Origin of the sequence: Geobacillus sp. BK01, assembly GCF_052220245.1 — a bacterium.
Lineage (GTDB): Bacteria > Bacillota > Bacilli > Bacillales > Anoxybacillaceae > Geobacillus.
On record NZ_JBQPTH010000002.1, the window covers coordinates 99683 to 124421 of the forward strand.

At 54.1% G+C, this 24739-nt stretch carries 27 protein-coding genes; 17 read left to right on the top strand and 10 right to left on the bottom strand.

What is annotated here, in order from left to right; genetic code table 11:
* Positions 1-41: 41 nt before the first annotated feature.
* The 3 genes from ACTVDO_RS02805 to ACTVDO_RS02815 all read left to right on the top strand — a co-directional run bounded on the left by ACTVDO_RS02805 (position 42) and on the right by ACTVDO_RS02815 (position 1331).
* On the top strand, positions 42-245 hold the full coding sequence (locus ACTVDO_RS02805; RefSeq protein WP_041268044.1) for a 4-oxalocrotonate tautomerase: 204 nt from the start codon (positions 42-44) through the stop codon (positions 243-245).
* A gap of 42 nt (positions 246-287) precedes the next feature.
* Positions 288-761, top strand: a complete 474-nt coding sequence (locus ACTVDO_RS02810) for a flavin reductase family protein (protein WP_020961567.1) — start codon at positions 288-290, stop codon at positions 759-761.
* A 198-nt stretch (positions 762-959) separates the two neighbouring features.
* Positions 960-1331, top strand: coding sequence for a DUF423 domain-containing protein (locus ACTVDO_RS02815; protein WP_020961566.1), 372 nt, complete (start codon positions 960-962; stop codon positions 1329-1331).
* Positions 1332-1367: 36 nt separating this feature from the next.
* Here ACTVDO_RS02815 and ACTVDO_RS02820 read toward each other — a convergent pair whose 3' ends face one another.
* The 5 genes from ACTVDO_RS02820 to hemQ all read right to left on the bottom strand — a co-directional run bounded on the left by ACTVDO_RS02820 (position 1368) and on the right by hemQ (position 5102).
* Positions 1368-2270, bottom strand: coding sequence for a prenyltransferase (locus ACTVDO_RS02820; RefSeq protein WP_020961565.1), 903 nt, complete (start codon positions 2268-2270; stop codon positions 1368-1370).
* Positions 2271-2292: 22 nt separating this feature from the next.
* Positions 2293-2793, bottom strand: a complete 501-nt coding sequence (locus ACTVDO_RS02825; RefSeq protein ID WP_020961564.1) for a hypothetical protein — start codon at positions 2791-2793, stop codon at positions 2293-2295.
* Between the two features lie 156 nt (positions 2794-2949).
* Positions 2950-3531 carry a spore coat protein GerQ gene (gerQ, locus tag ACTVDO_RS02830; protein WP_020961563.1) on the bottom strand — a complete coding sequence of 194 codons (582 nt, stop codon included), beginning with the start codon at positions 3529-3531 and terminating at the stop codon, positions 2950-2952.
* Positions 3532-3555: 24 nt separating this feature from the next.
* On the bottom strand, positions 3556-3999 hold the full coding sequence (locus ACTVDO_RS02835; RefSeq protein WP_020961562.1) for a cell wall hydrolase: 444 nt from the start codon (positions 3997-3999) through the stop codon (positions 3556-3558).
* A 356-nt stretch (positions 4000-4355) separates the two neighbouring features.
* Entirely contained in the window at positions 4356-5102 is a 747-nt protein-coding gene (hemQ, locus tag ACTVDO_RS02840) for a hydrogen peroxide-dependent heme synthase (RefSeq protein WP_020961561.1), read from the bottom strand.
* A 235-nt stretch (positions 5103-5337) separates the two neighbouring features.
* Between hemQ and pta the strand changes: the two genes are divergently transcribed.
* Both pta and ACTVDO_RS02850 read left to right on the top strand, forming a co-directional pair.
* Positions 5338-6318: a phosphate acetyltransferase gene (gene pta, locus ACTVDO_RS02845; RefSeq protein ID WP_020961560.1), complete on the top strand. Its 981-nt coding sequence runs from the start codon at positions 5338-5340 to the stop codon at positions 6316-6318.
* Between the two features lie 199 nt (positions 6319-6517).
* Positions 6518-7375, top strand: coding sequence for a lipoate--protein ligase family protein (locus ACTVDO_RS02850; RefSeq protein ID WP_020961559.1), 858 nt, complete (start codon positions 6518-6520; stop codon positions 7373-7375).
* Positions 7376-7519: 144 nt separating this feature from the next.
* Here the strand turns inward: ACTVDO_RS02850 and ACTVDO_RS02855 are convergent, their stop codons facing one another.
* On the bottom strand, positions 7520-8176 hold the full coding sequence (locus tag ACTVDO_RS02855) for an RsfA family transcriptional regulator (protein WP_020961558.1): 657 nt from the start codon (positions 8174-8176) through the stop codon (positions 7520-7522).
* A gap of 173 nt (positions 8177-8349) precedes the next feature.
* Here ACTVDO_RS02855 and ACTVDO_RS02860 point away from each other — a divergent pair, with 173 nt between their 5' ends.
* The 3 genes from ACTVDO_RS02860 to ACTVDO_RS02870 all read left to right on the top strand — a co-directional run bounded on the left by ACTVDO_RS02860 (position 8350) and on the right by ACTVDO_RS02870 (position 10552).
* Positions 8350-8577, top strand: coding sequence for a DUF1450 domain-containing protein (locus tag ACTVDO_RS02860; RefSeq protein WP_020961557.1), 228 nt, complete (start codon positions 8350-8352; stop codon positions 8575-8577).
* Between the two features lie 144 nt (positions 8578-8721).
* Positions 8722-10020, top strand: a complete 1299-nt coding sequence (locus tag ACTVDO_RS02865) for an HD domain-containing protein (RefSeq protein WP_020961556.1) — start codon at positions 8722-8724, stop codon at positions 10018-10020.
* 13 nt (positions 10021-10033) lie between these two features.
* Complete coding sequence (locus ACTVDO_RS02870) at positions 10034-10552, top strand: YwgA family protein (protein ID WP_020961555.1); 519 nt, start codon at positions 10034-10036, stop codon at positions 10550-10552.
* A gap of 83 nt (positions 10553-10635) precedes the next feature.
* Here the strand turns inward: ACTVDO_RS02870 and ACTVDO_RS02875 are convergent, their stop codons facing one another.
* Together ACTVDO_RS02875 and ACTVDO_RS02880 are read right to left on the bottom strand one after the other, a co-directional pair.
* On the bottom strand, positions 10636-11937 hold the full coding sequence (locus tag ACTVDO_RS02875; RefSeq protein WP_020961554.1) for an NCS2 family permease: 1302 nt from the start codon (positions 11935-11937) through the stop codon (positions 10636-10638).
* A gap of 99 nt (positions 11938-12036) precedes the next feature.
* Positions 12037-12225 carry a 2-hydroxymuconate tautomerase gene (locus ACTVDO_RS02880; RefSeq protein WP_020961553.1) on the bottom strand — a complete coding sequence of 63 codons (189 nt, stop codon included), beginning with the start codon at positions 12223-12225 and terminating at the stop codon, positions 12037-12039.
* A 134-nt stretch (positions 12226-12359) separates the two neighbouring features.
* On the opposite strand from ACTVDO_RS02880, the gene ACTVDO_RS02885 reads away from it, so the two are divergent.
* Both ACTVDO_RS02885 and ACTVDO_RS02890 read left to right on the top strand, forming a co-directional pair.
* Positions 12360-13028 (top strand): site-2 protease family protein, encoded by a 669-nt coding sequence (locus tag ACTVDO_RS02885; protein ID WP_020961552.1) that lies wholly within the window; start codon positions 12360-12362, stop codon positions 13026-13028.
* Between the two features lie 17 nt (positions 13029-13045).
* Positions 13046-13561 (top strand): YwhD family protein, encoded by a 516-nt coding sequence (locus tag ACTVDO_RS02890; protein WP_020961551.1) that lies wholly within the window; start codon positions 13046-13048, stop codon positions 13559-13561.
* Positions 13562-13689: 128 nt separating this feature from the next.
* On the opposite strand, the gene ACTVDO_RS02895 is transcribed toward ACTVDO_RS02890, so the two are convergent.
* Positions 13690-15735: a transglycosylase domain-containing protein gene (locus ACTVDO_RS02895; RefSeq protein ID WP_020961550.1), complete on the bottom strand. Its 2046-nt coding sequence runs from the start codon at positions 15733-15735 to the stop codon at positions 13690-13692.
* 227 nt (positions 15736-15962) lie between these two features.
* Here ACTVDO_RS02895 and speE point away from each other — a divergent pair, with 227 nt between their 5' ends.
* The 6 genes from speE to ACTVDO_RS02925 all read left to right on the top strand — a co-directional run bounded on the left by speE (position 15963) and on the right by ACTVDO_RS02925 (position 20714).
* Entirely contained in the window at positions 15963-16790 is an 828-nt protein-coding gene (gene speE / locus ACTVDO_RS02900) for a polyamine aminopropyltransferase (protein ID WP_442900986.1), read from the top strand.
* Positions 16791-16802: 12 nt separating this feature from the next.
* Positions 16803-17678 (top strand): agmatinase, encoded by an 876-nt coding sequence (gene speB, locus ACTVDO_RS02905; RefSeq protein ID WP_020961548.1) that lies wholly within the window; start codon positions 16803-16805, stop codon positions 17676-17678.
* 143 nt (positions 17679-17821) lie between these two features.
* Positions 17822-18193, top strand: a complete 372-nt coding sequence (locus ACTVDO_RS02910; protein WP_020961547.1) for a hypothetical protein — start codon at positions 17822-17824, stop codon at positions 18191-18193.
* 162 nt (positions 18194-18355) lie between these two features.
* Positions 18356-18787, top strand: coding sequence for a DUF1934 domain-containing protein (locus ACTVDO_RS02915; protein ID WP_041267805.1), 432 nt, complete (start codon positions 18356-18358; stop codon positions 18785-18787).
* 4 nt (positions 18788-18791) lie between these two features.
* The gene (gene argS / locus ACTVDO_RS02920) at positions 18792-20465 is read left to right on the top strand and encodes an arginine--tRNA ligase (RefSeq protein WP_020961545.1); all 1674 of its coding nucleotides are present in this window, start codon (positions 18792-18794) and stop codon (positions 20463-20465) included.
* 81 nt (positions 20466-20546) lie between these two features.
* The gene (locus ACTVDO_RS02925; protein ID WP_020961544.1) at positions 20547-20714 is read left to right on the top strand and encodes a XapX domain-containing protein; all 168 of its coding nucleotides are present in this window, start codon (positions 20547-20549) and stop codon (positions 20712-20714) included.
* 251 nt (positions 20715-20965) lie between these two features.
* Here ACTVDO_RS02925 and cls read toward each other — a convergent pair whose 3' ends face one another.
* Entirely contained in the window at positions 20966-22156 is a 1191-nt protein-coding gene (gene cls / locus ACTVDO_RS02930; protein WP_442900987.1) for a cardiolipin synthase, read from the bottom strand.
* A gap of 369 nt (positions 22157-22525) precedes the next feature.
* Here cls and ACTVDO_RS02935 point away from each other — a divergent pair, with 369 nt between their 5' ends.
* On the top strand, positions 22526-24622 hold the full coding sequence (locus ACTVDO_RS02935) for a heterodisulfide reductase-related iron-sulfur binding cluster (protein ID WP_020961541.1): 2097 nt from the start codon (positions 22526-22528) through the stop codon (positions 24620-24622).
* Positions 24623-24739: the final 117 nt, after the last annotated feature.

A 24739-nucleotide genomic window follows, 5' to 3' on the forward strand; every position in this document is an offset into this window, starting at 1 on the left:
ACCATGAAATTACTGATTTGCTTAATGGGGAGGGGAAAAAGTTGCCACTCGTGCAAATTCACATGCTTGAAGGAAGAACAGAGGAACAAAAAAAGCAGATGATTGCCGAAGTTGCCGAGGCGATCGCCCGTACGCTAAATGCTCCGAAAGGAAATATTCGTATCGCGATTTACGAACTCCCGAAGTCGCATTGGAGTGTCGGGGGAGTCACTTTGGATGAAAAAGAAACGCTCCCGAAACAATGATGAAGAAGAGAATGAAAACATACGGATAGGAGGGAAAAGCAAATGATCGAAACGAAAGATTTGCGGAAATGTTTTGGGAAGTTTGCGACCGGTGTCACTGTGATTACGTACAATAGTCCGGAGGGACCGCGGGGGATGACTGCCAACTCTTTTACATCTGTCTCCCTTGAGCCTCCGCTCATTCTTGTCTCTGTTGACCGGAAAACAAAAGCAAGTCAGTACATGAGCGGAAATTCTTTTGCTGTTAATATTTTGCGCACCGAGCAAAAGGAGTTATCGAACCATTTTGCCGGCAAGCCTAATCCGCAACTTTCCATTCCTTGGGCGGAGGGCGAATGCGCTCCGTACTTAGAAGGAAGCCTTGCTGTCATTGAATGCGCGCCTTGGCGGGAATATGACGGAGGGGACCACATCTTGTTTTTGGGAGAAGTAAAACGCTATACGTACGAAGACGGAGATGCCCTTGGCTTCTTCTGCGGACGTTATGTTGATGTGAAAAAACCGGAAGAGATGTGAGGAAAAAGAAGCTCTTCCGCATGACAATTCGATCAGGGACAACAAACGATGGCAGTTTTTTGCCATCGTTTGTTATGTTGGCGCAAAATAAAAAATGGATTCTGTTACGGGGAAATGGGAGTTTTGCTATTTGTGGCGAGGATATATCCTTATTTATAATGGAAGGTGGGATCTCTAAATGTGAAAGGTGGGATCGTGATGAAAACGTTCATCTTCCTCGGCGCGCTCAACGCGTTTTTGGCTGTGGCGTTGGGAGCGTTTGGCGCGCACGGGTTGGAGGGAAAAATTCCGGATCGGTATTTGGACACGTGGAAAACGGCGGTTCAATACCAGATGTTTCATGCGGCCGGGCTGTTTATCGTCGGACTTTTGCTTGGCAAGGTGCCAAACGCCGGGCTGATCGGCGCGGCCGGCTGGGTGATGTTTGCCGGCATTGTGCTGTTCTCCGGCAGCTTATACGTGTTGAGTGTCACGCAAATCAAGCCGCTCGGTGCGATCACCCCGTTTGGCGGCGTCGCCTTTTTGATCGCCTGGGTGATGATCGGCTATGCGGCGTTGAAATGGCTATAAACGGAGCGCACGAGCGGGACGCTCCGTTTTTTGTTTTTATAAGGAAAGCCACAAACTGAGCGCTAACAATAGCCCCGCCGCCCAATGATGCCGGGCCGCCCATTTCATGCCGTTCGCTTGTTCAGCTTGGCTAGCCCCCGGACGGAAACAGAGGCAAAGACGGATAGCAAGCGGCAGCGCAAGCCCTGTCATCGCGGCAAACAAAGGGACGACATGCCAAACGATCAAGGCAGCAATCGATAAATAGGCGGAGACGAGAAGAAGCACAAGCAGGCGCACCGCGTTTCTCCGCCCGAGCCGCATGGCCAATGTGCGGCGAAACGGCCGGTCTTTTTCGATGTCGCGGATATTGTTCGTCAAAATCATTGAGGCAATGAGGAAGGCAAACGGGATGGACAAGGCGAACACAGCAGCGTCGGGCGCATGGCCGTGTACGGCATAGGCGAGCATCGTGATGACCGGACCCATGCAGATGGCAGCGGTTAACTCGCCCAACCCAAGCGCAGCGAGCGGGCGCGGCCCCGCCGAGTAGGCGATCCCGCATGCGATGGCGACAACGCCGACCCATGCGACGGCTATATGGCTTTGCCATGCCAAATACCCGCCCAAGGCGCCGGCGGCAACGAGCATGACGCCAGCGGCGGCGGGAATCAGCCGGTGGGCAGGGCCATGGCCGGGGGTGTCCGTCCATTTGTCGCCGTCTTGGCCGCGCAGCCGGTCAAAATAGTCATTGAGCATGTTGACGGCCGATTGGATCAAGACAGAGGCGATGAGCATAGTCAACAACGCGCCGGGCCGCATACTCGCCTTTTTCGCTGCAAACGCGGCAGCAGCCAGCACAGGGCTGATCGTCCCGCTCCATGTCGGCGGGCGCATTAAGTGAAGCCATGAAAAACGGTAAAACAGCGGTTGGCTTTCGTTGTGATGTTTATGGCTCAACAATGTCTCCCCCTCGTTTCCATCAAGAAAGTAAAAGCATGCATATGAGCAACACGACAAACCCGGCCGCTTCCACCGATTGGACGGCGACGATCGACGCCATGGCTTTTTTTAATGGCCCATCGTCACCGTCTTCAGCCTGACGCCAAAGCTGTTCATCGGCAAACACGGCCATCGCTTTTCGGTAGCCGACAAACGTCCCCCAGCTGAGCGTTGTGAGCCCGGTCAGGAGGGCGGCTAACCATAAGCGGCCGTAAACAGTCCCCCATACGTCCGCCCAACGGTGAATGGGACCAGCGACGGTACCGAGCAAGATTCCGGTTATGATCACGACAGCGCCCGCGGCGGCAAGTGGCCGATGCGACCGCTGCATAAGCGAGCGGAAAAATGACCGGCGCTGCAGCGGCGGCATTGATTGGGCGGCCGGGTACACCGCCCAGCCAATGAATGCGATTCCCCCTACCCATATCATCGCAGCGGCAATGTGCACTCCCAGCAAGAAGTCGCGTACTGTCCAAACCATAGGCGAGCCCCTCTTTTGTTTCGTTTACCATCAGTATATATGGTTGATGGGGACCAGTTTGTGATAGCCATCACATCAGTTAAAAAAAGAAGGCTGCCAAAAGGCAGCCAAGTTAAAGAGCCGTTTTGCCGGTTTTCGGATGGGCTATGTTGCGCCTCAGCGCGGGGTATATGTGGCGAGCGGTGTCGCGGCCGCAGCCGTCGGGCCGGCAAACGGATATTCATAGGCGATTTCGCCTTCAAACGTGACGTAATCAAGATAAATCATAGGGATTAGATAGCGCGTTCCCGTTTGCGGATCGCTTAAGATGACATGGTCGCGCCCGGCTGCTTCAATGACGCCGCGGAACACTTTCGCATTCCACTCACGGTTGTTTTCAAACGTCGCATAGACGGTGGCGATTTTTCCTTTATTTAGCCGCAAAATGTTTTCAATGTACGATTCTTCGATCGGCAGCATCCCCGGAACAGTCGGGCCGGCGGTGGCGGGTGCAGCGGCGGTGGTCGGTGTCGGCGTCGGGGCGGCAAACGTCGGTGCTTGCAAACCAAAGGTCGGCGCAGCAGCCGTCGGCGGGTAATAGGCATACGGGTACGCCGCCGGATAGTACGGCTGCGGATACGGGTAACCGTACGGATAAGCCGCATACGGTTGCTGCCGCTCCGGGTCGAACGGCGCATAGTAATGGTATTGCTGTTCCTCATCAAGCGGATAGAAATTGTTTTCTGTATGGTTGGACATGAAAAAACCTCCTCATCAAACATGTTAATAAACGCGCGGACAATCGGATGGAGTCGGCGCGAAGAAACAGTGCGACTTGTAGCGGCCGACGTTCCATTGGTTGAACCATTGCGGCGGGCAAGGCTCGCCTTCAGGCGGACGGAAAAACCAAAGCGCGTTTGTCGCCGGGTGATAGCGCCAACCGCGGAGCACTTGGCGGGCTAGTCCGATATCCACTTCGCGCGCCCGTTGGTAAAAGTACCCTTTTTGCACCGCCTCAAAGCCGCCCGGGCTTTGGAACACCATTTGCCGGATGGAGCGGATGCCGCGGAAGTCAAGGCAGTCGGCGATGACGCGGTTGACGCCGACGTTGCCGACCATGAGCATCCCAAGCCGCCCGTCTCCTTCCGCTTCAGCTCGCATGAGCCGAGCCAGCAACTTTACTTCCTCTTCTGTGTGGGCTACAATGGAGGGAGCGATCTGACCCATATCGTCACCTCAGTCGTTGTGAATTTCGACAGTAATAGGCTATTGATGGAACGGGAAAATGGTGACAGGCGGACAAACGGTTTAAACGGAATTTCTGATTTATATGTATGGGGCAGTTGGGCTGTATATGACAAAAACAGGGGAGGTTGGCCAAAAAGGAAATCAGATTATGAAATATTTTTTGTCCTGAAGGGATCAAGCAAGGAATGAAACAGCTGATTTGTAACTGGCGTGCAAAGGAATGACGGCGGAAGAAATCGCTCATTTGGCTGACCTTTCAGGGGAAGATGTTCGCCGGTTGCCTGAAGAATAGGAACATAAGCGAAGGGGCCCTGCCGCGTTTGGGCCCCTCTTTTTTATACATGGAAGAATGAAGAAACTTTTTCCACCGGCAAGCGGGTGCCGACGAAAAACGAACCAAACTCGCCAAAGCGGGCGCTGACTTCGTCAAAGCGCATTTCATAAACGAGCTTTTTGAACTGGAGCGCATCATCGGAGAACAACGTGACGCCCCATTCGAAATCATCCAAACCGACCGACCCGGTGATGATTTGCGTCACTTTGCCGGCGTATTTCCGGCCGGTCATGCCGTGGGCGCGCATGAGTTCGCGCCGCTGTTCCATTGAGAGCATATACCAGTTATCTTGGCCTTGGCGCCGCTTGTCCATCGGGTAGAAGCAAATGTAGTTCGTTTTCGGCAAAATCGGGTACAGGCGCCGGCGCACTTCCGGAATTTGATACGGGTCTTCGCTGCCGGACGCCAAGTAGTTGCTTAGCTCCACGACCGAGACGTACGAATACGCCGGCAGCAAATACTCGGCGAGCTTTGTTTTATTGAGCGCCGTTTCAATATCATGAAGTTCATCAAGTGTCGGGCGCAAAATCATAAACAGTATATCCGCTTTCTGTCCGACGATCGTGTAGATGGCATGGCTGCCTTGCTGTTCGCTTTCCGTCGCTTCCCATTGATCGACGAGCGCCAAAAACTCATCAATCGCCGCTTGGCGTTCTTCGTTTGTCAATGTTTTCCACGCGCTCCAGTCGATTGTGCGGAAGTCGTGCAAACAATACCAACCGTCTAACGTTTGGGCCGCTTCGCTCATCATCGTCACTCCTTTATTCAATCAATCGTACAGTATCACTATATCATAGTTTGGCCAAAAAAGCGGATGTTCGTGCACTAGGCGAAAGATACTGAATTGTTCCAAAAGGTGAATTATTGGTTGGAAAGGCTTACTAGCGTTGCGTTTCCCATCCAAAGCGGTATGCTTAATAGTAGAGGAAGGCTGGCGTGTTTCGTACGGAAAACGCCAGTCGATCATAAAGGAGGCATGAATCGTGGCAAACGATTTATTTACGGCATTAAAGGTGAAAGTTGACGGCACCGGGCGGAAAATTGTATTTCCGGAAGGAACGGATGACCGCATTTTGACGGCGGCGAGCCGTTTGGCGGCAGAGCAAGTGCTTCAGCCGATCGTCCTTGGCGATGAGCAAGCAGTAAGGGTGAAAGCAGCTGCGCTTGACTTGCCGCTTGAAGGGGTGGAGATTGTCAATCCGCGCCGCTATGGCGGGTTTGATGAGCTCGTTTCCGCGTTTGTCGCGCGTCGGAAAGGGAAAGTGACGGAAGAAGCGGCACGCAAACTGCTTCTGGATGAGAACTATTTTGGGACGATGCTTGTCTATACAGGGGCAGCCGACGGCCTTGTCAGCGGGGCGGCCCACTCGACGGCCGATACGGTCCGCCCGGCGCTGCAAATTATTAAAACGAAACCAGGCATCCGCAAAACGTCCGGCGTGTTCATCATGGTGCGCGGCGAGGAAAAATATGTGTTTGCCGATTGCGCCATTAACATCGCCCCGGACAGCCAAGACTTAGCCGAAATTGCGGTCGAGAGCGCCCGCACGGCGAACATGTTCGGCCTCACGCCGCGCGTTGCGATGCTCAGCTTTTCGACGAAAGGGTCGGCCTCGTCGCCGGAGACGGAAAAAGTGGCGGAAGCGGTGCGGCTGGCGAAAGAAATGGCGCCGGACCTCATCGTTGACGGCGAGTTCCAATTTGACGCCGCCTTCGTCCCGGAAGTGGCGAAAAAGAAAGCGCCCGATTCCCCGATTCAAGGCGACGCGAACGTCTTCATTTTCCCGAGCCTTGAGGCGGGCAACATCGGCTACAAAATCGCCCAACGCCTCGGCGGCTTTGAAGCGGTCGGTCCGATTTTGCAAGGGCTGAACAAGCCGGTCAACGACTTATCGCGCGGCTGCAGCGCCGAAGACGCCTATAAGCTCGCGCTCATCACCGCGGCGCAGTCGCTCGGGGAGTAAAGAGGCGGCGGACCGAAAAAAAGAAGTCAGAAACGGTTCGTTTCGCCAAAGAATGGGCGACACCTTGTTCATGCATGGCTCGGGGTCAAAGAAGGCGGCTGGCTGCTGTTTAGCCGCTTTCTTTTTTTGCCGGTCGTAATGGTTCCGGCTTGATGTGGTATAATGGGAGCGGAACGTTCAACGTAAGGGGTTGCTCGCGATGAGCCATGAACTGCTGCGGCAGCCGAAATGGCGGGTCATCGACCAGTCGCATTTCGGTCCGCTGTTTGATGCGAAACAATCGTTTGCCATCGATGATGCATTATGCACCGCGGTTGGCGCGGGACAGTCGGATGCGGTCGTCCGCACGTGGGTGCATGAGAATACCGTCGTCTTAGGCGCCGCCGACACTAAGCTTCCTTATATTGATGAGGCCGTTTCGTTTTTGCGCAAGGAAGGGTACCACGTCGTCGTCCGCAACTCCGGCGGGCTGGCTGTTGTCCTTGACGGCGGAGTGCTGAACATCTCGCTCATTTTCCCGGAAACGAAACACAAGATCGCCATCGAACAAGGGTATGAGGCGATGTATGCGCTCATTGCCGCCATGCTCGCGCCATACGGCGCCCGCGTCGAGGCGGGGGAAGTCGTTGGCTCATACTGCCCGGGCAGCTATGACTTAAGCATCGGTGGAAAAAAATTCGCCGGCATCTCCCAACGGCGCGTGCGCGGTGGGGTCGCGGTACAAGTTTATCTTTGCGTCACCGGCAGCGGCGCAAAGCGTGGCGAGCTCATTCGCCGCTTTTATGAGATCGGCCGGCAAGGGGAAGAAACGAAATTCACTTACCCCGATGTCGTCCCGGGGGTGATGGCATCGCTGTCTGAACTCATTGGCTGCGAGTTGTCAGTCGACGAGCTGTTGCTCGCCCTTTGGCGCACGCTGCAATCGCTTGGCGGCGCCTTGTATTCGTCCGTTCTCGACGGTGAAGAATGGGAATGGTATGAACAATATTGGACGCGCATTGTCGAACGAAATGCCAACGTATTCACCAAAGAGCCAATGGAAGACATCAACGGGTAACGTCTGTTCGCTGTGATCAAGACAAAGAGCTTCGTTGCTCGCCAACGGCGTTGAGAAGGGCCGTTTTGGCTGCCGGAAACAAAGATGGTAAACGTCCAACTAAAAGGAAAGGATGCCGCTATCTTCACCCGGCATCCTTTGTCGTTACTCGGCGATTTTTTCTAAATTTCCATTTGAGTCCATGCGGAAAGTCAACCCCCGCTCTTCTTCTTCCTTCAACACCATTTTGCGTGCCCGGTTAATGATTTTGACAAGCGTCTCAAAATCTTCTTGGACGGTTGACGAGTTTTCTTCTAATTTCGCAACCTTTTCTTCAAGTTCCGCATTTTTTTGCTTTAATTCTTCAATTTCGCGGCGCAGCCGCTCGTTTTCTTTGACCAGCGTTTCCCGTTTTCGTTCGTGCGATTGGAACGTTTTCAAAAAGGCGATCACCTGATCAAGCGTTACGGATTGAGGTTGCGGTGCCGCCGGGATGACAGCCGGCAACTGCATTACGTCGCCAAGCTCCTCCAATGACGGCATCGGCGGTTCATACAGGCGCCGCTTCTTCACCCCACCTTGTTTGGCGAGCAGCCGCTGCCGCTCTTTTCGGTGTTTTTTCGCCATTTGCAGCGCTTCTTCGTATTGGTGGCGGACGACCGCGTTCCAGCGGAATCCGCAGGCGGCCGACGTCCGGTTCAACTTATCGCCGACTTCTTCAAACGCGTTTAGTTGAGTGCTTCCTTCCCGTACGTGGCGGAGCACCGTTTCCGCCAGCAATAAATCGTCTTCTTCCGTCCAAGCGTCTTGTCGTTGTTTCATCATTCTCCACTCCTTTTTCGCTGCTAGTAAAAGGATGGGCAAAAAGAAAAAAAATTATACGTTGCGAGTTTACAGGATTGGCAACTTGTAAGAATGAAAGCCGCTTGCTTGCAATTTTCCCGCGAAAGCGGTAGAATACACAAAGCAAACGCTGTGGAAAGGGATGAAAAGTGATGGCGAACGAGTTTCGCGTTTGCGATGACTGCAAGGCGCCGAACTTAAAGACATTGCTTCCGCGCTTGAAAAAGCTCGATCCGGATGCGGTCATTAAAATCGGCTGCCAGTCGTATTGCGGTCCGGGACGAAAAAAAACGTTCGCCTTCGTCAACAATCGCCCGGTGGCGGCATTGACGGAAGACGAACTGATCGATAAAATTGCCGAAAAACTGAAAAAACGCTAATCGGTCACCTTCTTTGCCGAAAGAAGGTGATTTTTTGTTTTTTCCGTCAATAATGGAGAAAGGCGGGGAAAAAAGTCAACTATTTCTTTGCCAAAAGAAACGGCGTATAATAGATGTATGTTGGAGACGGAAGAGGAGGACGCGATGTATCCCGGCGGGCAGCTTCATGAAGAAAAAGTATTTAAAGATCCAGTGCATCGGTACATACATGTTCGCGACAAAGTCATTTGGGATTTGATCGGTACAAAAGAGTTTCAGCGCCTGCGCCGCATTAAGCAGCTCGGCACGACGTATTTGACGTTCCACGGCGCCGAGCACAGCCGATTCAACCATTCGCTTGGCGTTTATGAAATCATCCGCCGCATCATCGACGATGTGTTCGTCGGCCGCGACCATTGGGACCATAACGAGCGCCTTCTTTGCTTATGCGCGGCGCTGTTGCACGACTTGGGGCATGGGCCGTTTTCCCATTCGTTTGAAAAAGTGTTTCACCTTGACCATGAAGATTTTACGAGAGCGATCATTTTAGGCGATACGGAAGTAAATGCCGCGCTGCGTGCGGTTGATGGCGATTTTCCGCAAAAAGTGGCGGAAGTGATTGCCAAGACGTACTCGAATAAGCTCGTCGTCAGTCTCATCTCGAGCCAAATTGACGCCGACCGGATGGACTATTTGTTGCGCGATGCGTACTACACCGGCGTCAGCTACGGCTATTTTGACATGGAGCGCATTTTGCGCGTCATGCGTCCGCGCGAGGACCAAGTGGTTATTAAGCGAAGCGGCATGCATGCGGTTGAAGATTACATTATGAGCCGCTATCAAATGTATTGGCAAGTGTACTTCCATCCGGTGACGCGCAGCGCTGAAGTCATTTTGACGAAAATTTTGCATCGGGCGAAACAGCTGTACGAAGACGGGTATGCCTTTCAGACGAAGCCGGTTCACTTTTTGTCGTTTTTCGAGGGCCATGTAACGCTTGGCGACTATTTGGCGCTCGATGAAGCGGTCATATTGTTTTACTTCCAACAATGGCAATACGAGCGGGATCCGATCTTAAGCGACTTATGCCGGCGGTTTGTCCACCGCCGCCTGTTCAAATATACGGAATTCCATCCGACAAACGAGCAAATGGCAAAGCTGATCGAGCTGACCGGCCTGTTTAAAAAGGCTGGGATCGACCCGGACTATTACTTAGTCGTCGATTCGTCATCCGATTTGCCGTACGATTTTTACCGGCCGGGCGAAGAAGGCGAGCGCCTGCCGATTTACTTGTTGATGCCGAACGGGGAATTGCGCGAGCTGTCGCGCGAATCGGTGCTTGTTGACGCCATTTCCGGCAAGCGGCGCACCGACCATAAGCTCTATTTCCCCGCTGATTTTCTTGAAGACATGTCGACGAAGCGGACAGTAAAGAAAAAAATTATGGAAATTTTAAAGGGTTAGGAGATGACGGGGAGTGCTCACAGAGCATGCGAAAGTGATGAAGGCGTTGGCGGCCGCCGGGGAAATAGCGGGCCGCAAAAAGCTGCAAAAAATGATTTACATCGCCAAGAAGCTCGACTTTCCGTTTTATGAGAAGTTTGACTTTCACTTTTACGGCCCGTATTCGGAAGAGTTGACGTGCCGCATCGAAGAGCTGTGCGCGCTCGGCTTTTTGCATGAAGTGAAAGAGAAAAAAAGCGGCTATGTGCAATACCGCTACACATTGACCGAAGCGGGCGAACAGTTTTTGCGCCATTACGACTGGGAGATGCCGGGCCTTGCCGAATGCATGCAGGCGATGAACGGACAAAACGCGCGCTTTTTGGAGCTTGTCTCGACCGTGCTCTATTTTGAACATTTGCCAAAAGACGACGTAAAAGAGAAGATCGCTGTCCTAAAAAGCAAACAGCGCTATACCGAGGACGAAATCGAAGAGGCGTATGCGTATATTGAGGCGCTGCGCAGCCGATGCCACAAGAGCGCTTGTGTGTAGACGGGTGGAAAATGCGGTTTCAACGGATCGTCAGTTGGCCATAGACGAAAAGGTGTCCCATTGTTCCGGGGACACCTTCTTCATTAATGCGGCAAAAACGCCAGCTGCAAAAAGAACAGCACCGCAAGCACGTACAACAGCGGGTGCACGTCGCGCCAGCGGCCGCGGGCGATTTTTAAAAGCGGGTACGAGACGAAGCCGAGCGCGATGCCGGTCGCGATGCTGGAGGTGAGCGGCATGCTTAAGATGATGAGAAAGGCCGGGAACGCCTCGTCCAATTCGCGCCAATCGATATGGGCGATGTTGCTGATCATCAAGCTGCCGACGACAATGAGCGCCGGAGCGGTGATGGCGGAAAGCCCAGCAACGGCGCCGACGAGCGGGCTGAAAAAGGCGGCTGCGATAAACAAAATGGCGACCGTGAGCGCCGTCCAGCCGGTGCGGCCGCCGGCGGCGACGCCGGTTGAGGATTCGATGTACGCGGACGTCGGGCTCGTGCCAAACATGGCGCCGATCGTCGTCGCGACCGAGTCGGCCAAGAGCGCCTCGCGGGCGCGCGGCAACGTGTTTCCTTTCATCAGCCCGGCTTGCTGGGCGACGCCGATCATCGTGCCGGTCGTGTCAAAAAGCGTGACGAGCAAAAAGGAAAAGACGACAGCGTACAAGCTGTGGCTAATGACATCGCCGACGGCCGCGAACGGATTGGCGACGACAAGCCCGTCCGGCAGCGCCGGCAGCGACACAATTCCTTTGTCAAAGTGAAGCTGACCGGTCGCGTAGGCGATGACGCCGGTGATGACCATGCCGTAAAAGAGCGCGCCGTTGACGCCGCGCATCATGAGTACAAGCGTCACGGCGAGGCCGATGAGCGTCAACAGAGCCGACGGGGCATGCAAGTTGCCAAGCGCCACTAAATTTTGCGGATGAGCTTGAATGATTCCGGTCAGCCGCAAGCCGATGAAAGCGATAAACAGCCCGATGCCAGCGGTGATGCCGTGCTTCAAACTGTCAGGGATCACTTCGATCAGCTTGCTGCGGAGCGGGGTGAGCGACAGCAGCAAAAACAGCACCCCGGCCACGAACACGGCGGAAAACGCAGTTTCGTACGAAATGTCGCCGTGCGACCCGACGACGGAATAGGCGAAGTACGCGTTCAGCCCCATGCCGGGCGCGATGGCGATCGGATAGTTGGCGAAGATGGCCATCCAAAGCGTGCCCACAACGGTGGCGATGACAGTGGCGGTGAACGCCTGTTCAAACGGGACGCCGGCGTCCGACAAGATGACCGGATTGACGACGATGATATATACCATCGTTAAAAATGTTGTCAACCCGGCGAAAATTTCCGTTTTGTGGTCGACAGTGTTGTCCGAAAAACGAATCATAGGCAACCTCCTAAAAACGAACAATATGAAAGACAACTATAATAATATTCGTTTTTATCCCAAAAAGCAACGGGGACGCCCGCTGGCGCCCCCCGTTTGTTACTCCGCGTCGCTCAGCCGTTTTCCGGCGACGGCATAATGGTCTTTTGTCATTTCTTCGATGAACACGACCACGCTCTCTTTTTTCGCCCCGGTCGTTTCCACAACGGCGTCGGTCACTTTTTCCACCAGCGCTTTCTTTTGCTCGTCCGTGCGGCCGGCGAGCATTTTGATCGTGACGTACGGCATAGCCATTCCCTCCTAATTTTATTGTCGAGTGCTGTCGCGCTTATTATACCATGCGGCAAGGAAGTTGAGTCCACTTTTGACGGTAAATCATGTATACTAAGGATAGTGAATACAGGGGAAAAGGAGTTAATCACGTGGAACACATTTTGCCGTATTCGTTAAGCGAAATTCCGTATGTGCTCTTGACGCTGGCGCTGGCGTTTTCCGTGCACGAATTCGCCCATGCGTATGTCGCGTACAAGTTCGGCGACCCGACCGCGAAAAATCAAGGGCGGTTGACATTATCGCCGTTTGCCCATTTGGATTTGCTTGGCACGCTGCTCATTTTCTTGGCTGGATTTGGCTGGGCGCGGCCGGTTCCGGTCAACCGCTTCCATTTTAAAAATCCGCGCCTGGCCGGCATTCTTGTGTCGGTCGCCGGGCCGCTCAGCAATTTGGTGCTGGCCGGGCTCGGGTTTGTCATCTGGTATGCGATGATCGATTTCGGCATCATGCGGGCGTTGCCTGATTGGTTTGCGGCCGGGTTCGATATGTTTTTCCAAATTTTTATCGGCTTGAACACCGTCTTGTTTGTGTTTAATTTATTGCCGTTTCCGCCGCTTGATGGGTATCGTATTATTGAAGATTTGGCGCCGGACGGGTTGCGGGCGAAAATGACGCAATGGGAAAACTACGGGGCGCTCATTTTCCTTATTCTCGTGCTGACGCCGCTCGACCGTTATACGATTGAGCCGGTGTTTCAAGTGGCGCTGCCGTTTGTGCTTGAGAACTTGCAGTCGTTGGCTGCCAGCTTGTTTATGTAGGAAGGAGGAAGAAGCGAGTGGAGCAAAAAAAGAAAAAAAACATCGGGTTTAACATCATTAAGGACGATCCGACCGACGGGCACCGCGGCTTTGGCGCCGGGGCGTTGAGCTTGGAAAACGTGTCGCCGGTCATCATTGACGTCGAAGCGGGCGAAGCGTTCGTCGACATGGGGGCGATGCATGCGCGCAGCGCTGTCGAGCGCGGCATTAAATTTTTGCCCGACCGTTCCGCCGTCCCGAACGGCAAGCCGTATTGGATCGTCTGGGTGACGATCGAGCGTGGCGCCGACGGCCCGTATTACGCCGGGGTGACGGCGTGCGAAATGACGGTTGATCGCGAGGCGCGCCGCGGCTATAAGCTGTTGCCGGAACATGTGAACCGGCTCGATAAATCGCTGAAGCGGCACATTATCGTCGACCATATGGACGCCAAATCAAAACGGGTGCTCGCGAACTTTTTGAAAGGCCACGACATCGAGATATGGAACCGCTCGAGCGATAAGCTGAAACAAGATTTGGAAGGGGAAATGTGACGGTTTTGTGAAAAGATATGGGCAAGGGCTTGTTCTTGTTTGGAAAAAAGGATAAACTAAATCTACATGTATAACACAGGAAAACTAGGACAAGAAAATCCCCTGCGTGCAAACGCAGGGGATTTTCTTTAGAACCACGGCAGCCATTTTTCCCACCAACTTTTGCCGTCTTCTTTTTTCTTCTTTTTCTTTTCCCAATGATCAGTGCAATAGTCGACCGGTTCTGTGCCGGCGATATAATACGTTTTCCGCTTCACCGGGCACGAATCGGTCGCCAGCTTTCCGTTTTGCGGGTCGACGTAGACGCCGATGACGCCTTTGGTCGGCTTAAACGATTTTTCCGGCTCGCCGGCGAGGCTTTCCTCCATAAAACGAACCCATATTTGTTTCGCGTATTGTTTCTCATCAAAGCGGCTCATCGTCTCACCGCGGTCGTACCCGGTCCAGACGCCGGCAACAAGTTGCGGGGCGAAGCCGATCATCCAGCTGTCCGTTTTCGTCGTTCCGGACTTGCCGGCGTACGGGCGCGTCATTTCATCGGCGATCGACTGCCCGGTGACGGTCGTATAGCCGTTGAGCTTTGGATCGAACATCCCGGTCATTAAGTGGGCGGTCACAAACGCCGCGTCGCGGTCGAGTACTTGCTCGCTTGCCGGTTTGTGTTCATATAAGACGTTTCCGTTCGCGTCGACGACTTTTTTAATGAACACCGGGCCCGCTTTTTTGCCGTAGTTGGCGATCGTGCCGTATGCGGCGACCATGTCGATCATTTTCACCGGCGACGTGCCAAGGGCGAGTGACGGCACGGCCTTCAGTTTGCTCGTAATGCCGAGCGCTTTCGCTGTTTCAACGAGTTTAGCGGCACCGATAAACTGCAGCGTTTTGACGGCGAAGACGTTGTCGGAGACGGCGAGCGCCTGGGCAAGCGTAATCGGGCCGTCCGCGTAATAGTCGTTGTAGTTATGCGGCGTATACGTCGCCCGGCCCCCGTCAAACGTAAAGGTGGTCAGTTCGCTGCGCAGCTGCGTCGACGGGGTAAACCCTTGCTCGATCGCCGCGTAATACAAAAACGGTTTAAACGTCGACCCCGGCTGGCGTTCGGCTTGCACAGCGCGGTTGAACGGGCTTTCTTCATAATCGCGGCCGCCGATGAGCGCCTTTACTTCCCCTGTGCGCGGATCCATGGCCACCAATGCCGCCTGGATGGCGGAATGGGGGCTGATGACTTGCTTAAATTGTTCTTCGGCGATTCGCTGCAGGCGCCGGTCGAGCGTTGTGTAGACGCGCAATCCCCCGAGCTCGATCGTCCGCTCATCAAGGCCAAGCTTCGTGCGCAGCTGCTGTTTGACGACATCTTGGAAATACGGGGCCATGGGCTGCTCCTGTTCGCGGTGGCGGACGTAAACGAGCTTGTCGCGGTACGCCCGCTCCGCCTCTTCGCGGCTGATGTAGCCCGCTTCCACCATGGAGGTGAGCACGATTTTTTGCCGCGCTTTCGCCCGCTCTTCGTTCACAAGCGGCGAATAGTAGTATGGGCCTTTCGGAATGCCGGCTAACATGGCCGCTTCGCTTATCGTCAGTTCATCGGCATGCTTGCCGAAATAATAACGCGCCGCCGCCTCGATGCCGTAGGCGCCATGGCCATAGTAAATGGTGTTTAAATAGCCTTCTAAAATTTTTTCTTTGCTGTAGTTGGCTTCAAGGCGGATCGTGTACAGCGCTTCTTGAATTTTCCGCGACCACGTTTTCTCATGCGTTAAAAACAAGTTGCGGGCATATTGCTGGGTGATCGTGCTCGCCCCTTGCACTTTGTCCATGGCCTGGATGTTGGCCAACACCGCGGCGGCGATCCGTTTCAAGTCAAATCCGTGATGTTCGTAAAACTTTCGATCTTCCACGGCGATCGTCGCTTCAATGACGTGCGGGGAAATGTCATCAAGCCGGACCCAGTACCGCTTTTGCCCATGGTCGCTTTCCCCGATTTTGCGGCCGTCATCCGCGTAAAAAATCGTCGTTTGCGGCACGGCAACCGGCGGGGCGCCCTCGATTTTGGCGAACAAAATAAAGCTCCCGAGGGCGGCGGAAGCAAAGATCGCAAGAAAAACACTAATAAACATGGCGGCGCGCACATATTTCCACGTGCCGCGAAAACGGCTGCCCGGGATCGGTTCCATTGCGCATCACCTCGGCGATGTTGGCGGAAAAGCGCGTCGTTTGGCCCTCTGGCGAAATGCAGCGGGCGGGCGCTCCCCACTTTTCTTACTAGTATGAAAAAAATTTTTTTATTTTAAACTTGTTCCCCTTGCATTTTTGCTAGATTGCTCTATACTTTTTCATGTTTAGTTTTTCGTTGGCAAGGGAAACTTGATAGTAAGCAATGTTCGGAGAAAGGATGTTACCGATGGAACTATGGTTTACGGAAAAGCAGACAGAACATTTTGGCATCACGGCACGCATTACCCGCACTTTACATACAGAACAAACGCCGTTTCAAAAGCTTGATATGGTCGAAACGGCGGAGTTTGGCAACATGCTCATTTTAGACGGCATGGTGATGACGACGCAAAAAGACGAATTCGTCTACCACGAAATGGTCGCCCATGTGCCGTTGTTCACCCATCCTAAGCCGGAGAACGTCCTTGTCGTCGGCGGCGGCGACGGCGGCGTCATCCGTGAAGTGTTGAAACACCCGAGCGTCAAAAAAGCGACGCTCGTGGAAATTGACGGCAAAGTGATCGAGTATTCGAAAAAATATTTGCCGGAAATTGCCGGAAAGCTTGATGATCCGCGCGTCGAAGTGAAAGTCGATGACGGGTTTATGCACATCGCCCAAAGCGAAAACGAATACGACGTCATTATGGTCGACTCGACGGAACCAGTCGGCCCGGCGGTCAGCTTGTTCACCAAAGGGTTTTATGCCGGGATCGCCAACGCGTTGAAAGAGGACGGCATGTTCGTCGCCCAAACGGACAACCCGTGGTTTAAAGCTGACTTGATCCGCAACGTCTACCGCGATGTGAAAGAAATTTTCCCGATCACCCGTTTGTATACGGCGAACATTCCAACGTATCCGAGCGGGCTCTGGACGTTTACGCTCGGCTCGAAAAAATACGACCCGCTTGCGGTCAGCGACGACCGGTTCCACGACATTGACACGAAATATTACACGAAAGAGCTGCACAAAGCGTGTTTCGTACTGCCGAAGTTTGTCGCGGACTTGGTGAAATGAGGGGGAAGATGAATGCGGTTTGATGAGGCTTACTCCGGCAACGTCTTTATTGGCAGCCATCCGAATTTCGAGGAGAGCGAAGCGGTCATCTACGGGATGCCGATGGATTGGACCGTCAGCTACCGGCCCGGTTCGCGGTTCGGTCCGGCCCGCATCCGCGAAGTGTCGATCGGCCTTGAAGAATATAGCCCATATTTGGACCGGGAGCTAAAGGATGTCCGTTACTTTGACGCCGGCGACATCCCGCTGCCGTTTGGCAACGCCGCCCGCAGCTTGGAGCTGATAGAACAGTTCGTCAGAAAAGTGCTTGATGCCGGCAAGTTTCCGCTCGGTCTCGGCGGCGAACACCTTGTCTCTTGGCCGGTCATCAAAGCCGTGCACGACTATTACCCGGATTTGGCCGTCATTCACATGGACGCCCATACCGACTTGCGCGAACATTACGAAGGCGAGCCGTTGTCGCATGCGACGCCGATCCGCAAAGCCGCCGATCTCATCGGCCCGACGAACGTCTTTTCGTTCGGCATTCGCTCCGGCATGAAAGAAGAGTTCGAATGGGCGAAACAAAACGGCATGTACATCGCCAAGTTTGACGTGCTTGAACCGCTCCGTTCGGTGCTGCCGAAACTCGCCGGCCGCCCGGTGTATGTGACGATTGACATCGATGTGCTCGACCCGGCCCACGCTCCGGGTACGGGAACGGTGGATGCCGGCGGGATTACATCGAAAGAGCTGTTGGCGGCGATCCATGAGATCGCCCGCTCTGACGTTCGCGTTGTCGGCGCCGATTTAGTGGAAGTCGCGCCGATTTACGACCATTCGGAACAAACCGCCAACACAGCGAGCAAGCTTGTGAGAGAAATGCTGCTCGGCTGGGTGGTGAAGTGAACATAGGAAAAAGCGCCTAAATCGCCAATGTGCGAGGGCGCTTTTTTTTTCTTGGGCAGGGCCAAAGGAGCAGGAATATAAGGGTACGGAACATAATAATATGTAATATATTAACAAAAGAAAAGGGGGGAGGGGGAACAAAGATGGGCGTGAAGCTGATCAAAATTTCCGTTGTCTACTTTGTCATTGGCGTCTGTATCGGTCTTGGCATGTCCATGACCCATTCGTTTACGCTGACTCCGGTTCATGTCCATATTAACTTGCTCGGCTGGACCGCACTGACGCTTGCCGGTATTATTTATCATTTATTCCCGCAAGCAGCAGCCACCAAGTTGGCCAACGTTCATTTTTGGCTGCACAATATCGGGTTGCCGGTTATGATGATCGGTCTTGTTTTCGTCGTTTACGGCAACGAAGCGTTCGTGCCGGTGACGGCCATCGGCGGGGTGCTCGTCGTCCTCGCGGTTATTGCGTTTGCCGTTAACGTGCTGCAAAACGTTCGGACACCGTCATAAAATGTGGTTGGAGAAAAGCTCCAAGGCTTCGGCTTTGGGCTTTTTTCTTTTTGGCGAACGGGGACAGAAACCCGCCGCCAAGCTTGTCCCCCCTTGAATCGGACGGGGCAGTTCTTTATACTTAATGTTATGACTGTTTTGCTCGCAAAGGTGTGTTCAGCCATGAAGGAACGAAATGGTATGCCGGTGCAGCTTCGCCAAGTCGCTGTCATCCGCGACAGTGCGCGCCGGGAGACGGTCGTGCTTGAGGCGGACGGTGTGTATTACATAAAAGGGACAACGGGCTATTTGCAGTTTGAGGAGGAAAACGAACTGGGGCGGGTGAAAACGACGGTGAAAATCGCGCCTGAGGAAGTCGTCGTCATTCGCTCCGGGGCGGTCGAGATGCGGCAAACGTTCCGCCGCCGGCAAGAGCTGCCCGGCCATTACCAAACGGCGTTTGGGCGGTGGGCGATGGCGGCGAAAACGGATGCGATCGAGTTTCACTATGACGACAAGCGGAAGCGGGGGCGGCTCTTTCTCTCCTACGAACTCGTGCTGCAAAACGAGCGGAGCGGGCGCCATACGTTGACGTTGACATTTAAGGGGGTATAAGCCGATGAACATTGTCGGACAAATGAAAGAACAGCTGAAAGACGAAATTCGCCAGGCGGCGGTAAAAGCCGGGCTCGTTTCGGCCGACGAGCTGCCGGAAGTGCTGCTTGAGGTGCCGCGCGAAAAGGCGCACGGCGATTACTCGACGAATATCGCCATGCAGCTTGCCCGCCTTGCGAAAAAACCGCCGCGGGCGATCGCCGAAGCCATCGCCGCGCAGCTCGACCGCGGACGCGTATCGGTGGCGCGCGTTGAGGTGGCGGGGCCGGGCTTTATCAACTTTTACATGGACAACCGCTATTTGACGGCGGTCGTACCGGCGATTTTGCAGGCCGGACAAGCGTACGGCGAATCGAACGTCGGCAACGGGGAAAAGGTGCAAGTCGAGTTCGTCTCCGCCAACCCGACCGGCGACTTGCATTTGGGCCATGCCCGCGGCGCGGCGGTCGGCGATTCGCTTTGCAACATTTTGGCGAAAGCCGGCTTTGACGTGACGCGCGAATACTACATTAACGACGCCGGCAAGCAAATTTACAACTTGGCGAAATCGGTCGAAGCCCGCTATTTCCAAGCGCTTGGCACCGATATGCCGCTGCCGGAGGACGGCTATTACGGCGACGACATCGTCGAAATCGGCAAACAGCTGGCCGAGGAATACGGCGACCGGTTCGTCCACGCCGATGAAGAGGAGCGGCTTGCGTTCTTCCGCGAGTACGGTCTTCGTTATGAGCTCGACAAAATTAAACAAGATTTGGCCGCATTCCGTGTTCCGTTTGACGTCTGGTATTCGGAAACGTCGCTTTATGAAAGCGGCAAAATCGATGAGGCGCTCTCGACGTTGCGCGAGCGCGGCTACATTTACGAACAAGACGGCGCGACATGGTTCCGTTCGACCGCCTTTGGCGATGACAAAGACCGCGTGTTAATTAAGCAAGACGGCACGTATACGTACTTGCTTCCGGACATCGCCTACCATCAAGACAAGCTGCGGCGCGGGTTCAAAAAGCTCATCAACGTCTGGGGGGCGGACCACCACGGCTATATTCCGCGCATGAAAGCGGCGATTGCGGCGCTTGGCTACGATCCGGAGGCGCTCGAAGTCGAAATCATCCAAATGGTGAATTTATACCAAAACGGCGAGCGCGTGAAAATGAGCAAGCGCACCGGCAAGGCGGTGACGATGCGCGAGCTGATGGAGGAAGTCGGCGTCGATGCCGTCCGCTATTTCTTTGCGATGCGCTCGGGCGATACGCATCTCGACTTTGACATGGACTTGGCCGTATCGCAGTCGAATGAAAATCCGGTTTACTACGTCCAATATGCACACGCCCGCGTCTCAAGCATTCTCCGCCAGGCGGAAGAGCAAAACGTGTCGCACGAAGGCGACCTCGCTTTGCATCATTTAGTGGAGACCGAGAAGGAAATTGAGCTGCTCAAGGTGCTCGGCGACTTCCCGGACGTGGTCGCTGAGGCGGCGCTCAAGCGGATGCCGCACCGCGTCACTGCCTATGCGTTTGAGTTGGCGTCAGCGCTTCATAGCTTCTACAACGCGGAAAAAGTGCTTGATCTTGACAACATCGAAAAAACGAGAGCCCGCCTTGCGCTGGTGAAGGCGGTGCAAATCACGTTGCGCAACGCCTTGGCACTCATCGGCGTTTCAGCGCCCGAACAAATGTAAACGAACAAACCGAACGGAGGGGGCGATTGCCCCCTTTTTGTTTGGACATCCTAAAGGAAAACAACGGTGGAGGATCAACGAATGAAAGAAGTCATCTTGTCGCTTGTCACTGGCATGGTCGTCGGTTGTTTATTCACGTTGTTCCGCCTGCCGATTCCGGCCCCTCCGGCGTTGGCCGGCATTGCCGGCATCGTCGGGGTGTATCTCGGGATGCGGCTGTTTCAATGGCTGGCGTTGTTTTGGAAATGAACGGCGGCCGCAGGATGGCAAGCTGATTCAATCCCGGCTGGCGCCATGTTGGCGATGTGAGATCGCCGCGGGCGCCGGCCGGGTTTTTTGTTTCGCGGTTTCGGCCGGGATTCTTTTGCCCTTTTGTCCGAGCGTTCGTCCAAGCGCCGGGTTTTGCCGGGAAAAAGGCTCATTTGGCGAGGTTCTCCCCCGCGGGGAAAGCCGCTGTTAGGCGGGTTGGTCATGAACATCGCCGGCTTTTTTCGCGTTGCCTACAGCCAGGCGGAAATCAGCTGGGAAATCGACTCTTTGCCGCGGTCAAGGAGCGAACGATTCCGCCAAAAATCGAGCGTCAGCGGCTCGGCGCGTGTCAAGTCACGTTCGATCGCCTGCCTGACGAGCCGGGTGAACGCACGGTCAAACACATAACAGTTAATTTCACTGTTTAAAAACAAACTGCGCCGGTCAAAGTTGGCGGTGCCGACATCGCACCATTCCTCATCGACGACAATCGTTTTGGCGTGGTAAAATCCTTGGTAAAATCGGTAAATGCGCGCCCCGGCCTTCAGCATTTGATAAAAATACGGGTAAGCGGCCTCGCGGACAAACAAATGGTCCGCCCGCAGCGGCACAATGACAGTGACGCGCACTCCGCGCCGGATCGCGCGCATGAGCTCGTCAAACAACGGCCGGCTCGGGATAAAATACGGGGTGCCGATCACGATTTCTTTTTTTGCATGACGGATGACATCGATATACTGTTCCTCGAGTGCGGCGCCATCGGTGGCGACCAATTGATGGCGAATGGCGCCGGCGCGAAGGGGCGGGAAGTAACGGGGTTTGTCAGCGACGGTTTTGCCCGTCGCCTCCTCCCAGTCGTGCAAAAATTGTTCCTGTAAGTCGTGTACCCCTTCGCCGCTGATTTTTAAGTGATAGTCGCGCCATTCCCCGAAATTGGCGTCTTTCCCATTGTATTCGCGGCCGATGTTAAAACCGCCCATGTACCCAACCTTTCCGTCAACGACCGTAATTTTTCGGTGGTTGCGGCGGTTGAGGCGGTAAATGAAAAACGGAAAGCGCGGCGGCCGGGCGTAGGCGAATTCGACTCCACTCGCCCTCAGCGAGCGGATGAGCGCTTTCGGCAACCCGAGGCTGCCGACCCAGTCGACCAACACTCGTACTTTCACTCCCTCGGCTGCTTTTTCCCTTAAAATTTGGAAAAATGGTGTCGTCGTTTCATCACTTTTGATGATGTAAAACAGGATGTGAATATGGTCGCGGGCACGGCGCAGCTCGGCAAAATAGTCGGAAAATAAATGCCTGCCGTTGACATAGAGCGTAATATCGCTTCTCCGTTCCGGATAGACGACTTTTTTCCGTCCGTTCCGGAACGCGAGCTGTCCGAGTTTGTCATCAAGATAAATGAGCATGAATATGATGGCAATAACAGCAATGACGGCCATGCCTTCCCCTCCTGTGCATCGCTTCAGTACTTATTAATGTGTCCTACAACGTACAAAAATAGCAAAGCTCGAGCCGCCGATTCCGTCCCGCCTGGCCGGATGGGCACTTAACGGTTCTTACAGGGGGCCGGTGCTTCGGATCCCGCCGTGTCCGGATCAAGCGCGAGCGGAGAGGCTCGTCTCGCCGACAACTATAAAGCCCCTTGTCCCCCTCTTTCGCTCGAAAGGGGAAACCTTCCTGACGGAAATGATAAAAAAGCTATTGACTGAATGCTCATTCATTTGTACAATAGACGTAAAGCGCAATTCTGAAAATTCCTTTTGTTATGTCAACAAAATCGCCGGAAAAGTGGGGGAAGGGGAGAGAAGATGAACGCCTTATTGTTGGTGAACTTGCTTGCGTTTTTATTTGTAACCGCTTACGCCATTTATTTGTTCGCGTATGTGGTGAAAACGCGGGCAATGTACATCAAACTTGGCAAAAAGGTTGAGTTTGACGAGAAAGTGAATGAGCGGCTGCGCAACATTTGGATCAACGTGTTCGGCCAGAAAAAGTTGCTTAAAGACAAAAAAAGCGGCTTGATCCACGTCGTCTTTTTCTATGGATTTATTCTCGTCCAGTTTGGCGCCATTGATTTTATCATCAAAGGGCTTGCGCCAGGGGCGCACTTGCCGCTTGGGCCGCTTTACCCATGGTTTACGTTTTTCCAAGAAATCGTCACCTTGCTCATTTTAATCGCCGTGCTCGCCGCCTTTTACCGTCGCTACATTGAAAAACTCGTCCGTCTGAAGCGCGATTTCAAAGCCGGGCTTGTGTTGATCTTTATCGGCGGATTGATGTTGTCGGTATTGTTTGGCAACGGCATGAGCATGATTTGGCATGGTGAGGAAGCGACATGGAGCGAACCGGTCGCCTCGCTCATTGCCGGCGCATTTTCGTGGGTCGGCGAAACCGGGGCGGCAGTGCTGTTTTTTGTCTCCTGGTGGGTGCATTTATTGATTTTGCTGACGTTCCTTGTCTACGTGCCACAGTCGAAGCACGCTCATTTGATCGCTGCGCCCATCAACGTCTTTTTCAGCCGGCTGACGCGGCCGAAGCTTTCGCCGATCAACTTTGAAGACGAAAGCCAAGAATCGTTTGGCGTCGGCAAAATTGAAGATTTTACGCAAAAGCAGTTGATCGACTTGTACGCCTGTGTCGAATGCGGCCGCTGCACGAGCATGTGTCCGGCGACCGGCACGGGGAAAATGTTGTCGCCAATGGACTTGATTTTGAAGCTGCGCGACCATTTGACCGAAAAAGGGGCGGTCGTCACGTCGCGGGCGCCATGGGTGCCGACGTTCGCCTTTAAAAATACGAAAGGCAATCAGCTGGCGTTCGCCGCGGCAGCCGAGCAGGCGGCGGCCATTGAAATGCCAAGCCTCATCGGCGACGTCATCACTGAGGAAGAAATTTGGGCCTGTACGACGTGCCGAAACTGTGAAGACCAATGCCCGGTCATGAACGAACATGTCGATAAAATCATCGACTTGCGCCGTTATCTCGTGTTGACAGAAGGGCGGATGAATCCGGACGCGCAGCGGGCGATGACGAATATCGAACGCCAAGGCAACCCGTGGGGGTTAAACCGGAAAGAGCGGGAAAACTGGCGCGAGCTGCGCGAAGATATCCACGTCCCGACGGTGAAAGAAGCGAGCAAAGCAGGCGAAGAGATCGAGTATTTGTTCTGGGTCGGCTCGATGGGCTCATACGACAGCCGAAGCCAAAAAATCGCCTTGGCGTTTGCCAAGCTGCTCAACGAGGCAGGCGTCAAATTTGCGATTTTAGGCAATAAAGAGAAAAACTCAGGCGACACGCCGCGCCGGTTAGGGAACGAGTTTTTGTTCCAGGAGCTGGCGACGAACAACATCGCCGAGTTTGAAAAGGCAGGCGTCAAGAAAATTGTCACGATCGATCCGCACGCCTACAACACGTTTAAAAACGAATACCCGGACTTCGGGCTCGAGGCGGAAGTGTATCATCATACCGAGCTGCTCGCCAAACTCATCGAGGAAGGGCGCCTCGTGCCGAAATACCCGGTCAACGAGCGCATCACGTTCCATGACTCGTGTTATTTAGGGCGCTACAATGACGTGTATGACGCCCCAAGGCAAATTTTGCGCGCCATTCCGGGCGTTGAGCTTGTCGAGATGGAGCGCAACCGCGAACGCGGCATGTGCTGCGGCGCCGGCGGCGGCCTCATGTGGATGGAAGAGACGACCGGCAACCGGATCAACGTCGCTCGCACCGAGCAGGCGCTCGCGGTCAATCCGACGGTGATCAGCTCCGGCTGTCCGTACTGCTTGACGATGCTGTCAGACGGCACGAAAGCGAAAGAAGTCGAGGATCGGGTCTCGACGTACGATGTCGCGGAACTGTTGGCGAAATCGGTGTTTGGTGAGGAAAAAGAAGAAGCCGCATCATAAAATGGTTGCATAGACAATTTCTATTTTTTAAAATAGTAAGTATAATGGGAGGGGGAGGTGTACAGCGGTACGCCTTCTCTTTCGCCTCATCATCGAGCGAACGTTCAGTCTTTGTTT